Genomic DNA, 16194 nt, shown 5'->3' on the forward strand with positions numbered 1-16194 from the left:
ATTCAATTGCGTTTCTAAGTCCAACAAAACAAATTAGTGCTAGCGACAAATTCTATTTATGGTGCTAATTCTATTGCGATAAATCATTTGTTATAGGATAAAAACTGTTGCCTACCACCGCATATTCAACGATGATTGCGCCGTTAATTAATGACTTTCGTTGACAGATAACCTGAGCTCACTGTGGAACTTAGGGTAGAGAATTTGCTAGCAGGCGAGAGTTGGAGAAATATATGAGTGATTTATTAGGTATTATCATCCTGATATTGTTTGGTGCCTTGTTTGCGGTTTCGGAAATTTCGATTGCCGCTTCACGCAAGATTAAACTAAAAGTCATGGCCGACGAGGGTGACGAGAGTGCAGCTGCGGTGATTCGATTACAAGAGCAACCCGGTCGTTTTTTTGCCATGATCCAAATAGCGCTTAATGCGGTTGCAATTCTTGGCGGTATTATTGGCGAACAAGCGTTAGCACCTTATACTTCTGTGCTTGTGGCCTTAGTGTATTCAGGCCCGATGGCGGATCAAATCAGCTTCGTCTTATCGTTCTTAGCGATTACTTCACTGTTCATCTTGTTTGCCGACTTATTACCTAAACGCATTGCCATGATCATGCCTGAAAGAGTTGCCGCAAAAGTGGTTGGGCTGATGAATGGTATTACCTTTGCACTGACGCCATTTGTTTTATTCTTTAATAGCATTACTAACCTCGTGTTACGCATTTTCAATGTCCCTTCGGAGCGAGAGGATATCGTCACTACTGAAGACATCGTTGCAATGATGGACGCAGGTGCTGAACATGGCTCACTTCCGCCTCAAGAATACCAGTTACTCGGTAATGTCTTTGAACTTGAAGGCAGAATGCTTTCTACAGCCATGACCAACCGAGACGCCATCGTCTATTTCGATATCAATGACGATTACGAAAGCATTAGTGCCAAGATATTAGCCCACCCACATAGTCACTTTTTGGTGAGTGACGGCCATTTGGATAGGCTAGTTGGCTCCGTTGAATCAAAAATGATTTTACGGCAATTACTAAAAGGTGAACCTATTGATTTAACCGACAGTATGCTGCAAACAGATTTGTTTTACTTACCTGAAACGCTCACGCTTTCAGAGGCCTTAAATGAATTCAAGTCGGTCAACAAGCCTTTTGCCGTGGTGGTTAACGAATACGCAATGGTTGTTGGATTAGTGACCCTTAAAGATTTAATGAGTAGTTTTATGGGCGACTTAGTCACGAATAACGGCGAGGAGCAGATAGTTCAACGCGATGATAACTCTTGGCTAATCAATGGCAATACACCGATAGTGGATGTAATGAAGCTGCTCGATATTTCAGCGTTTCCCAATGATAGCCAATACGAAACCTTAGCTGGATTTTTGATTTACGCTTTAAAGCGGTTACCAAAGCGCACCGATTTTGTGGTACTCGATAATTATAAATTTGAAGCTATCGACATTGATGGTATCAAAGTTGAACAGCTTTTGGTCACCCGCTTACCAGCAACAAAAACGGAAAAGCAGGACTCTAATAGAGGTCAGAGTTAGCGAACTCTGACCCCCAAACCTCATTTAAGCACATAGATTTCACCGTCAAAACTGCCTTGAATGGTCAATCCCTGTCCTGCTAATTCTTTTAGGTAATCGATGTGCTCTCGTGTGATTTTTTGGCCGGGAACTAACAGTGGAATACCCGGCGGATAAGGCGTCACTAAGCCAGCGCAAATGCGGTTGTTACATTTGTCGATCGGTAAAGATTCGCGCTCACCATAAAACGCATCGCTTGGAATACATGCTAAATCAATCGCCGGTAAATTTTCTGGTAAACGAGAACGACGAGTTGATTTCGACAACTTGACCTTGCCGTTGTCGAGTTTCTTTAATGCATTGTACAAGCGAATGATTTTAGAGCGCGTACCGCCCAATGTCAGTAAAACTAAAATGGTGCTGTGAGTGTATTTTTCAATTTCCAGCCCAATTTCATCCAATAAGTACTTGTGAATATCTTTTAACGAATACGGTAATTCACTAATGTCGATAAGGATTTTTAATGGGTCATGACCCATGTTGTCATCGCTAAAGTGGGGAAAGAGTTTGGTAAAATCTTTCTTTCCTAACACTTTTATGTGCTTAAGTGAGGCCATCTGCAGTTTGAATTCGTCGACGTGATGCAATAAGGCATTAAGTAGCTTGTAACCTTCCATCTCTAGTTGCTTTTGGCAAACATCGAGAGACGCGATGAGTTGATACTTGGGTGACGTGCTGGCGTAGATACTGTAAATTTCTCGGAAAAAATCGGCGTCGAAATCAGGATCGTTTATATGAATATACGATGCTTGTGAAAACGCAGATACCACTTTGTGCGCAGAATGCGTGACATAGTCTGCCCCAGCATGAATTGCTGAATAATAGCGAAAACTTGGGTGAAATAGCGAGTAGGCAAACCACGCCTCGTCGATAAACACCTTGATGCCATATTGATGAGCGTAATCGACCACTTGCTTTAGATCCGTAAGTAAACCGTCGTAGGTACAACCGGTAAGCACGAGTAGCTTTGCGTCTTTATTTTGTTCGATAGCTAATTTGATGTCGGCCAATGACGGTGGCGCAAAGATGCCGTACTTGGGGTTTAAGATACTCGATAAGTAGATGGGAAAACTAGCCGATTGTAAAATGCCGTAATGCACAGACTTATGACAATTGCGGTCGATAATTACTTTGTCGCCCTTACGTAACAGCGTTTGCAAAATAATCTTATTAGACGTTGATGAGCCGTTTGTCACAAAATAGGTATGTTTAACTTCAAAAGTCGCAGCAGCGGATTCTTGAGCACGACCTATGGTATTCGTGCTGTCAGACAAAGAACCTAAAGAATCGACCGAAACCGAGAGATCACCAACGAATACATTACGACCATAAAATTGATAGAAATCTTTAATGTAAGGTGAGTTGCGAAAACTTGAGCCTCCGCTGTGGCCTGGTGTATGCCATGAATCATTGGCTTCACCAACATATTGGCGATACGCCGTCCAAAATGGGGTCTCTGAACGGTCGTCGAAGTCATTTATGATGTAGCCCAAAATCGCTTCAGGATCTGATATCACCTCATCTTTAAAGAAGAATGACTCGATTTCTTCAGACTCATTAACGATTTCTAGCCCGTTGGTGTCGTCCCCGATAACATAAACCGGTAGTTCAAGGCGCACCGCTTTTAACTTTTCGATAAAGCGACTGTAAATACGTTCTTCGGTTTTATTGTGAACATCCCAACTTAGCACCACAGCTTGAATATCACCATCTTGTTCGATGTGCTCTAGAGCAGTTGGTAACTCAAGGCATTCAACGATATCAATTTCAATATCTTGGCGCTCAAAGTTCGCAACGGTTTGAGATAAGTTTGCTGCAAGCTCTTGCAGAACATCAGGGGCTTGTTCTATTAACAAGATACGTAAAAGAGGTGACATTATTTTATTGGCCTAAGCGTAAAAATATAAAAAATATTCCGTAGCATAAACAAAGCATCGATAAATGTGAAACTAATACTTGTTTAAATACTATCGGTAACTATATCGGCGCTTTCAGGGCTAGCGGTATGGGCTCAAGCTGATATAGATATTCAAGCTTTTTATTGCTGTTGCCCATTGATCTTGGAACCAGTAAACTGGATGAAATTTCTCTTTGTGTATTGTTATGACTAAGTTTTTTCAACGCTTTGGCAGTATGATTTTTGCGCTCGCAGTGAGCTGGTGTGCCAATGCCGGTAGCGAGCCTAGCGAGCAACTTAAAAGCCGTTTATCGGCGCTGGAAGGGCAAGTGGTTTATGTCGATTTTTGGGCGTCATGGTGTGGCCCATGTCGGCAATCTTTTCCTTGGCTCAATGTCATGCAAGCTCAATATAAATCACGAGGTTTTACGGTGTTAAGTGTTAATGTCGATGCTAAAAAATCATTTGCTTTAGCGTTTCTAGAAGAGTTTCCTGCAAGTTTTGAAGTGATTTATGATCCTAAAGGAAAAATAGCAAGGCAATACGATTTAAGAGGGATGCCGAGTAGTTTTATTGTCGACCGAACGGGTGAAGTTGTTGCTACGCACGTTGGTTTTAATGAACAAAAACAGCAACAATACGAACAAGAAATCATTGCTTTACTTAAGTAAGGAGCAGCGGATGAGCGTAGCAGGGCGTATCTCACGCAGTATTTGTCATGCCTCATTAGGCACTGAACAATTGGAACAGGCGATTGCTTTTTATCAAACAGTACTCGCGACATTAAATATCGATAAAGTCGCCCATTACGAGCATGCGGCAGCCTTTGGTAAGGGGTATCCTGAATTTTGGATTCAGCGACCTTTTGATCAAGGTAAAGCATCGGTTGGCAATGGTACACATATAGGCTTTGTTGCAACGTCAAAAACACAGGTCGACGAGTTCCACCGCCAAGCGATCTCACTAGGTGCCGTTTGTAATGGGGCACCTGGTCCCAGGGCCGATTACGGCGAACCCTATTACGGCTGTTTTGTACTCGATTTAGATGGCAATAGAATTGAGGCTAGTTACTGGGCGTTAAGTGATTAAGAGACAAAACGGGGGTTTTTAAATCTTTGATCCAACAGGTTGTTTTTGGATGTCATCGCTTTATACTAAACCACTGTAAGAAGTTAAAAACGAGAACAAGTAGTGAATAAAACTAAGACAACAATAAGCATAAATATACTTGCTGCATTTACTGTTTGTCTTTTTCTTTTTGATAGTTTTTTGAATACAGCGAGTGCCCAAGAATTTGAAGACTTTGCCGCCTTTGAATCGACAGTAAAAGAATTAGAAAAAACTGCACCTCAGCGTATTCCTGAATTACTCGAAGGCCAAAAGCCACTGCTCAACACTTACAGCTTAGTTAATCAAATTCAATATTATTTACTCGCCTCTGAGTTTTACAACAATCGCGGTAATTTTGAACTGGCTAAAACTAATGCCAACCAAGGTTTAGAGTTAGTTAAGCAGCAAAATAGCCCCAGTGCCCTGATCTCTGAATTATTGTACTCGCGGGGGTTCGCCTATGAAAACCTCGGCGATAGTGAGGCTGCGATGCAAGATTACCAAAACGGTACACAGCTAGCTGAATCATTAGAGCACCTTGAAAACACCGCATACGGTTACATTAATATTGGTGCGATGCAGTATCTCGCGCAACAATTTCAAGCATCACTACAAACCCTCAACAAGGCACGAGAGTTAGCCGAGCAGAGCGACGATGAACAGCTCAAGGGTTATGTCTATTCCGAACTTGGTATTTTATATAACTACCTCGGTGATAATGAGTCGTCACTCGATCTTTATGATATGAGCTACAACAGCTATATGAATGCTGGCCACAAAATTTTTGCGGCTCGAGCAAGGCTTAACACGGGTAGTGCGTTAATGGAAATGGGGCGTTATGAAGAAGCGATCGTACTATTCAAAGGTATTTTAACCACCTTTGAAAAAGAAATTAGCCCACGTTTAGCCTATTATGTTAATACTCGGCTAGCGTCATGTTACAGTGAAAAAGACGAACCTAATTATGAATTGGCTTATCAATATTTAATCACCGCAGGTAAGTACATTCAAGGAACTGACGCCCATGACGTGCCCGTTTTTTATTTGCTTGAACGCGCCGAATTGCTGCATCAATTAGCACGCCACGATGAAGTTGACGACGTATTGAAAGAGGCGATGGTGCACATACCGTCAATGACCAAGCACAATCAACTGTATTCGAAGTCTCATCTCTATAGCATTCAAGCCCGATCGTATTATCAACGAGAAAATTATAAAGCTGCCCTTGCTAGCCAAAAATTACGCCATCAGCTTAGATACGAGAGACACAAACTTGAGCAACAGGATGAAGTTACTGAGCTTAAAATGCAGTTTGAGAGTGAGCAGGCAGATGTCGCAGCAAAAATTCTTGAAGAGCAAAAAGCGATTAATAATTTGGCCCTTGAAAAGGCAAAAGCCTCCTCGCAATTTCAATGGCAACTTTCTTTGGCTGTGACCTTGATCGCTTTACTGTTTGCGTGGGGGTTTATTAAGCTTGTTCAAAAGCAAAGGGTGCTAAAAGCGGTATCTCAGACTGACCCTCTGACTGGCGTGGCAAATCGCTATCGCTTACTTACGATTGGCCAACGATTAATTGACGAAGCTATGCCATACAGTTTGTTAATGCTAGATATTGATGATTTTAAGCAAGTTAACGATAGCCAAGGTCACAGTATTGGTGACAAAGTCATCAAAAAAATCGCTGAACTCGTGGCCAATGCAATGCGAGAAAGTGACACTGTAGTGCGCCTTGGTGGTGAAGAATTTATGGTTATTTTGCCTAATACTACATTAGCGCAAGCCGATGAAACTGCAGAGCGATTAAGGTTGCTGGTAATGCATTATCCCTGGCAGGAAAAACTCGGCATTGAGGCTGTAACCATTAGCTTAGGCGTTGCTAATTCTCAACATCAGCAGGTAAGCGAAATTGAATCGTTATCTCGAATCGCCGATGAAAAACTCTATCAAGCAAAAGCGTCAGGTCGTAATAGGGTGTGCAGTTAATGAAGTATTTGCCAATATTATTTACTGTTTTTAGCTTGTTAACTTGGCGTTTAGTAGCGGCGAGCCCTTGGGTGTTTGAGCAAGCGCAAACCGTCGAACAGGTAGCGGATGCTAACCCATTACTCGACAGCCGCGTAACCTTTACTTTGCGTGATGAAATACGTTTGCTATTTACGGGTGATGATACTAGTAAAGCAAGTATGAGTGATATTGAAGCCTTGTTACGACAACCTGACCTTAATAATGCCGAGTATTACTTACTTTATTTATCCCAAGCTGTGGCACTAACTGAACAACAATTATTTGAGCAAGCTCACCAAGTGTTTGAAACCGCAATCGATTATGAAACTCGGATTAGCGAAGCGCAGCTTGCCTTGCCATTGTTTAATCAATTGTATTTGTTACAGTCGCAATTATACGAGCAACAAGAGAACTTCAAACTTGCTTATGACAAACGCGATATTTATTTTGATCGAATGATCGAACATCATCAAAGCTTGAATAAAGAGCGAATAGAATCGCTTAAAGAAAAGTACCAAACTGAAATCAAAGAAAACAATAATGAGCTATTGAAAAACCAAAACGAATTAAAGCAGTTACAGTTACAAAAACTGGTTCAAAAAGACACTCAACAACAATATTTGACCCTTGCTGTGTTGATCGTCATTATCGTATTCATTGTTCTGATTATTCGCCAAATCCAAATTCGCAAAAAGTTAACGTCTTATTCACGTACAGATGCATTAACGGGCTTAAGCAATCGCAAGGTGCTCTTTGAACAAGGAAGAGAAATGGTTGAGCAAGTTCACGCAGATCAGGGGGCGTTATCAGTACTATTATTTGATTTAGACTATTTTAAAAAGATAAATGATGAATTTGGCCATCAAGCAGGCGATGAAGTGCTAACCACGGTTGCAACCCTTGCCAAGGAAACTGTTCGTTCGCGCGATTTACTCGTGCGTTTTGGCGGCGAGGAATTTGTCGCAATTCTACCTGATGCTTCTATTGAGCAGGCTAAAGCCATGGCAGAGCGTTTGCGAGAAAAAATCTCACAAACGACCTTTGCGTCGCCGCTTGAGCAAGTAAAAATTACTACTAGTGTTGGGGTCGCCGCACTGGGTCAAGCAATGAATTTAGATCAGTTGATCCACAATGCTGATATCGCCATGTATCAAGCTAAATTGCAGGGACGTGACCGCGTATTGATTCATCACCCTGAAATGGAACATAAACCAGCAAATTATCGTCGAAATAGTTAAATAATGCCGCTAGGCTATTTTTTCTAATTTGAGAATCAGATAAGCTAGGAATCAGTTGAGTAAATTCAAGTTACCTTGAGTTAACTAACAACTTCTCGTGAATATTCGTATTCACCATAATAACGATATTAAATTACCGGCGAATGAACAATTCGTTGGTTTTGTGTGGAATTATTTTTTATGTCTGACGCGCTCGATTATAGCCTAGACGGGGTTGAACAATTACCCTTAAGGCGATTTACCGAAGATGCTTATTTAAACTACTCAATGTACGTGATCATGGACCGAGCTTTGCCTCATATTGGCGATGGCTTAAAACCGGTTCAGCGCCGTATTGTTTATGCCATGTCGGAACTTGGCTTGTCGGCAGTTGCCAAATATAAGAAATCAGCCAGAACCGTTGGTGATGTGCTCGGTAAATTTCATCCTCACGGTGATTCAGCGTGTTACGAAGCCATGGTGTTAATGGCTCAACCTTTTTCATATCGCTACCCGTTAGTTGATGGTCAAGGTAACTGGGGTGCACCAGACGATCCTAAGTCGTTCGCGGCAATGCGTTATACAGAAGCGCGATTATCGCGTTTTAGTGAAGTGTTATTGGCTGAACTAGGTCAAGGGACCGTTGATTGGGTACCAAACTTTGACGGCACGATGAAAGAGCCGAAAACACTACCTGCGCGCTTGCCGCATATCATGCTCAATGGTATTACGGGTATTGCTGTAGGTATGGCAACTGACATTCCTCCACACAATGTTAGAGAAATTGCCGATGCCTGTGTCCATTTAATCGAGCAACCCAAATCAGAAGTTGCTGATATTTTACCATTTGTAAAAGGCCCTGATTACCCAACTGATGCTGAAATTATCACACCGGCAAAAGACATTGAGAAAATGTATGAAACTGGCCGTGGTAGCATCAAAATGCGTGCGGTGTACGAAATTGAACACGGTGAAATTGTCATCACTGCGCTGCCACACCAAGCGTCAGGCAGTAAAGTCTTAGAGCAAATTGCCGCGCAAATGCAAGCGAAAAAGCTACCTATGGTGGTTGATTTACGCGATGAATCTGATCACGAAAACCCCATTCGCATTGTTGTTGTACCCCGTTCTAACCGCGTTGACACCGAGCAGTTAATGCAACATTTATTTGCGACCACAGACTTAGAGAAAAACTACCGTGTAAACCTCAATATGATTGGGTTAGACGGCCGCCCAGCGGTTAAAAATTTACGCGATATTTTAGTTGAATGGTTAGAGTTTCGCCGTGAAACGGTTCGCCGCCGTTTACAATATCGCCTCGATAAAGTACTCGCCCGTTTACACATTTTAGACGGCTTATTGATCGCCTATCTCAATATTGATGAAGTGATCGAGATTATTCGCAATTTTGACGATCCGAAAGCAGAATTAATTGCGCGCTTTAATTTGTCAGAGCGTCAAGCCGAGGCAATTTTAGAAATCAAGTTACGCCAACTTGCCAAGCTCGAAGAAATTAAAATCAGAGCTGAACAAGATGAGTTGAGCAAAGAGCGCGACAAACTTGAGAAGATCCTCAACTCAAAAGCGCGCATGAACACCTTGCTGAAAAAAGAAATTTTAGAAGCGGCTGAGAAGTATGGTGACGAACGTCGATCTAAATTGGTTGAGCGCGGTGAAGCCAAAGCATTATCAGAGAAAGATTTAATGCCGAGTGAGCCGGTAACGGTTGTGTTATCAGAAAAAGGTTGGGCCCGTTGCGCTAAAGGCCACAACATTGATGCACAAGCACTGAGCTACAAAGCGGGTGATAGTTTCTTAGCCAGTGCGAGCGGGCGCAGTAATCGCCCGGTAGTGTTTATTGACTCGTCGGGGCGCTCATTTGCCACTGACGCACATTCGCTGCCAACGGCGCGCAGTCAAGGCGAACCGCTAACAGGTCGGTTTAACTTAGCGAGTGGCGTGACCATGGAAAAGGCATTAATGGCCGATGACGAGCAAAAGTACTTACTTTCGAGTGATGCGGGTTATGGCTTTATTGGTAGTTTTGGTGAAATGGTCAGCCGAAATAAAAATGGTAAAGCGCTGTTGAGCTTACCTGCTAACGCCAAAGTGGTGACACCGTTAAAAATCAATAATCTCGATAGCGATCTAGTGCTGACTATTACCACCGAAGGCCGAATGTTAGTGTTTCCGCTGAAGGATTTACCTGTGCTTAGCAAAGGTAAGGGGAATAAGATCATTAATATTCCATCTGCGCGGGCTAAAGCGCGTGAAGAGCTGGTGAAACTGATCCAAATAATTCAACCAGGCCAAGCCATTACCTTACACGCCGGTAAACGAAAATTAACCCTAAAAGCAAGTGATGTTGAGCATTACCGCGGTGAACGTGGCCGTCGAGGAAATAAATTACCTCGTGGCTTACAGCGCGTTGATCGAATTGAATTAGAAGATATGGCTCAGCCAGAGGCTGATGAACAAGCGCCTGAACAAGAAAGTTAATCGCTGAATACGTATGCATGAGTTGAGTTAGCGAGCTAAACTAGCATAGTATGGACTGTTACAGCAGAACGCTTAAAAAAGCATATTGGCCAAGCTGATATGCTTTTTTTATGCAAGCGTCATAATAAAATTTAACGAGTGATTTTGAGCTATTCGCTCATCGAAGTTGGGGACAATAATGAAAACAAAACCACGTTTAAGTTTTTGGCAGTTGTGGACGGTGAGCTTTGGCTTTCTCGGTGTTCAGTTTGGCTTTGCACTACAAAATGCCAACGTTAGCCGAATCTTGTCTGATTTAGGGGCAGATTTACATTCACTTTCACTATTTTGGCTGGTTGCGCCTATCATGGGGCTTATTATTCAACCCATTGTTGGTGCCGCATCTGATCGGACGTGGACAAAACTAGGCCGCCGCAGCCCGTTTATTTTAGCTGGTGCCATTGCCGCAACGATTGGCATGTTGCTGATGCCTAATGCGCCGTTATTTGTTGCTTTTATGGCGCCCATGATTTTTGGGGCGCTAATGTTAGCCTTGATGGATGCGTCTTTTAACGTTGCTTTCCAACCGTTTCGCTCACTCGTTTCTGATATGGTGCCAGAAGAGCAGCGCAATGCCGGTTACTCAATTCAGTCGTTATTAATTAACATTGGTGCGGTAATAGGCTCTATTTTACCATTCGTTCTCACCAATGTGGTTGGTCTTGAAAATACTTCAAAAGCTGGGCAAGTAGCGCCATCCGTTGTCTGGGCGTTTTACATTGGTGCTACGGTACTATTGGGCTCCGTGTTATGGACGGTTTTTAGAACTAAAGAATATCCACCGGAAGAGTTTTATCAGTATCAAGGGATGTCGGCAGAAGAAGCGGCTGAGCAACTGGAAAAAGAGCGCGCTAAAACAAGCTCATTAGGTGAGAAATTAAGTGAGTTTTGGGGCTTAATGAAAACCATGCCGACAACTATGCGTCAGCTAGCTGTTGTTCAGTTCTTCTCATGGTTTGCCTTGTTTATTATGTGGGTTTACACCATGCCGGCGATTGCCCAGCATATTTGGGGCATTGACGCACATTGGTTTGATCCACACTACATTGAGCAAGCAGGTGGTGTTCCTGCCGATATCGCGACAGCTAAAGGTGCCGCTGGAGATTGGGTCGGTATCTTATTTGCTGCGTACTCGCTATTTGCTGCGATTTTCTCGGTGTTTTTATCTAAGCTTGCCGATAAGCTAGGCCGTAAAGCTGTTTATTCTTTATCGCTATTAGCTGGTGGCCTCGGTTATATCAGCTTTATGCTTATTCAAGCGCCGGAAGTGACTTCAGTAAACTTATTGATCACATCAATCGATGTACCACAAGGCGCGGTATCGTTATTTTTGCCTATGATAGGTGTTGGTGTGGCATGGGCTGCCATTTTAGCCATGCCTTACGCGATATTAGCTGGCGCCTTACCGCCAAGTAAAACAGGCGTGTATATGGGCATATTCAACTTCACTATTGCCGCGCCACAGATTGTTTCAGGTTTGTTGGCTGGTTGGATTTTGAGTAGTGTGTTTGATAACGAAGCTATCAATATCATTATGTTAGCGGGTGGGGCGATGATCTGCGGTGCGATCGCGGTATACTTTGTTGATGATAGTAAGCAAGACGCCTAGTTTAACAGCCGTTTGAAATAAAGGTCAGTGCAGAATACTGGCCTTTTTATTACGCGTTTATCAGTACACTATTTTGATATAAAGATATGACTAAACATAACGCTAAAATACAACGAGCCTCGAATTACACACCAGTCCCATTCGCAATAGATTAATTTTTCACTTCCATGTTTATTGCTGGGCGAGGCAGGACGCAGAGGGAGATTAAAGAGGGAAACAGGCGTTTTTTCCCTCTTTAGTGCTGTCGGCACCCCGACAATATAATCTGAAGAATCACTAGGCTAGAAAGTATTTAAATCGAACATGTAGCTATTGTATTTTTTACTCGTTCCAATAGATTGCACAACTACACTTCAGCAGCACCATATTAAGGAGACTTATGTTGATAGGTACGTGATACTTCTCTAACTACCACACGACTGCCTAATAACCACTGATGTTGGCATTAGCGTCGTTTTAACCTCTTCTTCTTCTTTGATCAGCTTTAATAAGCTATCCACTAATAGCTCACCGGCGAGCTTAGTATTCTGCCTTGCCGTGGTTAATGGCGGGTAAGTAAATGCGGCGGTTTGAATATCATCAAAACCGGTAACGGCAACTTGCTCCGGTACTTTGATGTCGTTTGCTTGTAGCGCTTGTAAAACACCGATAGCAATCGAGTCACTGGCAGCGCAAATGGCATCAAATTTCTTGCCTGATGCGATCAATTCACACGTTGCCTTGTAACCGGCTTCTTCCGTGCTAATCGCCGGAAACTGCATGTTTTCATCTACCGTTAAACCGTTGTCTTTTAATGCTTTGCAATGACCTAGGTAACGATCAAGAAATTCAGGAGCACCGCTATTGGCATCGCCGACAAAGGCAAAGTGCTGGTAGTTGTTTTGAATGACGTGTTCGGTAATTTGGTAGCCGCCGTGAAAATTATCACAGCCTACGCTAATAATAGGGTACTGTTTGACTTCCGCGCCCCATCGAACAAAACGCGTGCCTTGCTCAATTAATTGGATAAGTTTTTCTTCGTAGTGAGTAAAGTCACCATAGCCTAAAAGAATCAGGCCATCCGCTTTATTTGAGTCTTCGAAATCGGCATGCCAGTCACTGTCCATTTGTTGGAACGACACTAATAAGTCGTAGCCTTTTTCTGAACAGGCTTTCGTAATACTGCCAAGCATTGAGAGGAAAAATGGATTGATCATTGAATCATCACTGGTTGGGTCTTCAAACAGCAATAACGCAATAGTTCCACTGTGCTGAGAGCGCAAATTACTCGCGTTTTTATCAACCTTGTAGTTTAACTCTTTGGCAATTGCCTGCACTTTCATGCGGGTTTCTTCGTTAACAAGCGGGCTATTGCGTAGCGCTCTTGAAACGGTTGATTGAGAGACCCCTGCTCGGTAGGCAATATCAAATGATGTAGCTTTAGATTTCAAGTGACAACATCCATCTCATGTAACTCATTGCATACTAACCGAGAGTTTGTACTAAGTACATCTTATCAATGCAAAATTTGAGTTGATTTTCTTCTAACTCATAAAAAATGGGATGAGCAACACAGTCGCTTATCCCATTTGTATTGAGTAAATAATATTAAATTAATCAGCTATTTGAGCGTTGTGATAAATCTCTTGTACATCGTCACAATCGTTAGCCATGTCTAAAAACTTCTCAAACATTTCAACGTCTTCGCCAGAAAGCTCAGTATAAACCTGTGGTAACCAAGTGATTTCTTCTTTCTCTAAGGTAATTTCAGGCATGGTATTAGCAAATGCTGTTTTAATTTTGAAGAACTCAGTTTGCGGGCCGGTAACTGTGATTACGCCATCTTCGTCTGCTGCTACATCAGTAATGTCGCAGTCTTCCATCATTAAGTTTTCTAAAATGGTTTCTTCATCGCCACCTTGGCAAGTAAATAGCGCAACGTGATCAAACATATGACTAGCACAACCTTGTGCGCCGATTTTTGAGTTGGTTTTGGTGAAACACAAGCGGACATCTTTAATCGTGCGGTTAGTGTTATCGGTTAAACAGTCGATGATGATCATGCAGTTACCAGGGCCAAAACCTTCATAGCGCATACTTTCAAAGTCTTCACCTGAGCCGCCAGCTGCTTTATCAATGGCTTTGTCAATAACGTGAGCAGGTACTTGATCTTTTTTTGCTTTATCAATTAAACGACGCAAAGCAAGGTTGCCGTCTGGGTCTAAACCGCCATTCTTTGCACATACGTAAATTTCTTTACCGTATTTAGAATAGATTTTGGTTTTCATTCCTTGTGTTTTGGCCATTGAGGCCTTGCGGTTTTCAAAACTTCTGCCCATCGGGATTCTCTTTAGTCAAAAAAATAATCACCGATTTTAACGTCAATCACTGCTATTGACTAGCCTTGGCGCAATATTAAATAGCAATTTAAAGGTCGATTAACACAAAGCTGTTTTTTGTCAGGAAGGAAAAAATAAAGGCACAAACAACAAAGGCTGTTTGTGCCTATCACTGGTGATTAATCATAGATTATTCCTGATGAACGAGTAGTGCTCGTTAACTATTGAGCGACCGACTACTGCTGTCGATGGTTTTCTACATCCCATTGACTGATTGATACATGGTTTAAAAAGTCAATGAAATTTGCCGCTGAGGTTATAGATTTTTTAAACGCTTTAAACATGATTATTTCCTTTATGTTTAGTGGGTTATGTAACTGGTATTATCAGTTGTTGACACCGTCAGTGTAGCGACATATTGCTTCTTAAAGTGTGTTAAATTGTTATTAATCAGTGATGATTGGTTAAGTAGCATTGCCGATGTGAAATCATCTAGAGCACCTAGGGTATCTTCGCTTAACGCTCGGCTGATCGCACGATTGTTATAGGCTAATGCGCTGAGTTTGTTGCGTGATGCAGTGCTCGTTTCCATCGCTAAACCCGCATCTATAGCTGAACTACAATTAGCTTCAGCGGCGTCGAGTTGGCTTAATTTAATGTTTGCCACGCAAAGCCCCATTGCTTGCTCAAATTTTTCTATCAGTGTCGCTGGTGTTTGGGTCATTTTAGTTAAGCTTTCATTAAAGTTGCCTTTAATAATATCTTTACTGCCAGCGGCGTCTTTGATGATCGCTACTTTAAAGTTTGATTCATCGGCATTGGCTAATGGTGCAGCGCCAAGTACGACAGTTAGTGTTGAGTATAAAATGTGTTTTTTCATGATTTGCTCCTAAGTCTGGTGTCGATATGACACCTTCACTATAAGCGTGGCAAAAGCCCCCCGACAAACGATAAAAAAACACGTCATAGATGAATTTTCTTCACTTGGTATTATCAGCGCTTTTTAAGCAGGTAAAGCGAAAGTAGAGGTTACCCACTGAGCAAATTTATTTAGCTCTGGCGCACTTTCTATCGCTTGGTTTTGAATGAGAAAATAACTGTCGCGCGTGGTGAGCTCGTGATCAAATAACTTCACCAATAATTGCTCACTAAACCATTGTTTTGAAATGGGCATAGGGACAAGTGCAATGCCCATTCCTTGTTGCGCCGCACGAGCGACACCGAACATGGAGTCAAATTGAATAATTTGCTTTGGTGAGAAGTTGGCAATATCGTTTTCATCTGCCCACTTATGCCAAGACCAAGGTCGAGATTGATGCAAGATCAATGGCACACTTTGCAGGGCATCAAAGCCAGAAGCAGCCCATTTTTTGTAAATTTTCTTATTACACGCCGCGACATATTTGATTGGGAAAAGTTTTTGGACAATCGAGCCATTGGGTTGACCACTGGCCAAAACAATCGACAGATCACTTGGTTTAGGGGGTTGGCTAGCTGACTTGACCGTTTCTAACTGCAAGTTAATATCGGGGTTTAGTTCTGCCCATTCGCCCAAGCGAGGAACAAAAATCTCACTGGCGAAAAACTCTGGCAGGCTAATCGTGATGGTTTTATTTTGCTGAGTGTTGGTGAAGTCGGCAATTGTTGATTCTAGCTCAGTGATCAGCGGGTGCACTTTCTGATAAAACTGCTTTCCAGCACTGGTTAACTCAATTGCACGAGTATTGCGTTGAAATAAACTGGTGCCGAGTTGCTCTTCAAGTTGCTTTATTTGGTGACTGACCGCGGACGGCGTAAGAAATAGCTGACTAGCAGCGTGTTTGAAACTCAAGCATTTAGCTGCGACACAAAATGATCGCAAGCCGCGAATAGGGGTTTGAATAGCCATTAATTTACATAAGTGATGATC

The 16194-nt window shown here is 42.4% G+C and carries 12 protein-coding genes; 7 read left to right on the forward strand and 5 right to left on the reverse strand.

Annotation, left to right across the window (positions count from 1 at the left end; genetic code table 11):
- Nucleotides 1–233 precede the first annotated feature (233 nt).
- On the forward strand, nt 234–1553 hold the full coding sequence (locus LP316_RS05855) for a hemolysin family protein (RefSeq protein WP_193023301.1): 1320 nt from the start codon (nt 234–236) through the stop codon (nt 1551–1553).
- Nucleotides 1554–1573: 20 nt separating this feature from the next.
- Here LP316_RS05855 and LP316_RS05860 read toward each other — a convergent pair whose 3' ends face one another.
- Nucleotides 1574–3469, reverse strand: coding sequence for an aminotransferase class V-fold PLP-dependent enzyme (locus LP316_RS05860; RefSeq protein WP_193023303.1), 1896 nt, complete (start codon nt 3467–3469; stop codon nt 1574–1576).
- Nucleotides 3470–3695: 226 nt separating this feature from the next.
- On the opposite strand from LP316_RS05860, the gene LP316_RS05865 reads away from it, so the two are divergent.
- From LP316_RS05865 to LP316_RS05890, 6 genes are all read left to right on the forward strand, one after another.
- Nucleotides 3696–4160, forward strand: coding sequence for a TlpA disulfide reductase family protein (locus LP316_RS05865; protein ID WP_193023305.1), 465 nt, complete (start codon nt 3696–3698; stop codon nt 4158–4160).
- Nucleotides 4161–4170: 10 nt separating this feature from the next.
- Nucleotides 4171–4578: a VOC family protein gene (locus LP316_RS05870; RefSeq protein ID WP_193023307.1), complete on the forward strand. Its 408-nt coding sequence runs from the start codon at nt 4171–4173 to the stop codon at nt 4576–4578.
- 180 nt (nt 4579–4758) lie between these two features.
- Complete coding sequence (locus LP316_RS05875; protein ID WP_193023309.1) at nt 4759–6582, forward strand: GGDEF domain-containing protein; 1824 nt, start codon at nt 4759–4761, stop codon at nt 6580–6582.
- Entirely contained in the window at nt 6582–7841 is a 1260-nt protein-coding gene (locus LP316_RS05880; protein WP_193023311.1) for a sensor domain-containing diguanylate cyclase, read from the forward strand. The genes LP316_RS05875 and LP316_RS05880 overlap by 1 nt, the downstream gene beginning before the upstream one ends.
- A gap of 180 nt (nt 7842–8021) precedes the next feature.
- Entirely contained in the window at nt 8022–10319 is a 2298-nt protein-coding gene (gene parC / locus LP316_RS05885) for a DNA topoisomerase IV subunit A (protein ID WP_193023313.1), read from the forward strand.
- A gap of 175 nt (nt 10320–10494) precedes the next feature.
- Entirely contained in the window at nt 10495–11967 is a 1473-nt protein-coding gene (locus LP316_RS05890) for an MFS transporter (protein ID WP_193023823.1), read from the forward strand.
- A gap of 404 nt (nt 11968–12371) precedes the next feature.
- Here the strand turns inward: LP316_RS05890 and LP316_RS05895 are convergent, their stop codons facing one another.
- The 4 genes from LP316_RS05895 to LP316_RS05910 all read right to left on the reverse strand — a co-directional run bounded on the left by LP316_RS05895 (nt 12372) and on the right by LP316_RS05910 (nt 16167).
- Nucleotides 12372–13397, reverse strand: a complete 1026-nt coding sequence (locus tag LP316_RS05895; RefSeq protein ID WP_193023315.1) for a LacI family DNA-binding transcriptional regulator — start codon at nt 13395–13397, stop codon at nt 12372–12374.
- A gap of 162 nt (nt 13398–13559) precedes the next feature.
- Complete coding sequence (locus tag LP316_RS05900) at nt 13560–14285, reverse strand: YebC/PmpR family DNA-binding transcriptional regulator (RefSeq protein ID WP_193023317.1); 726 nt, start codon at nt 14283–14285, stop codon at nt 13560–13562.
- Nucleotides 14286–14646: 361 nt separating this feature from the next.
- Complete coding sequence (locus LP316_RS05905; protein WP_193023319.1) at nt 14647–15165, reverse strand: hypothetical protein; 519 nt, start codon at nt 15163–15165, stop codon at nt 14647–14649.
- 123 nt (nt 15166–15288) lie between these two features.
- Entirely contained in the window at nt 15289–16167 is an 879-nt protein-coding gene (locus LP316_RS05910) for a LysR family transcriptional regulator (protein ID WP_193023824.1), read from the reverse strand.
- Nucleotides 16168–16194 lie beyond the last annotated feature (27 nt).

The sequence above is a fragment of the Thalassotalea sp. LPB0316 genome, from assembly GCF_014898095.1.
GTDB lineage: Bacteria > Pseudomonadota > Gammaproteobacteria > Enterobacterales > Alteromonadaceae > Thalassotalea_G.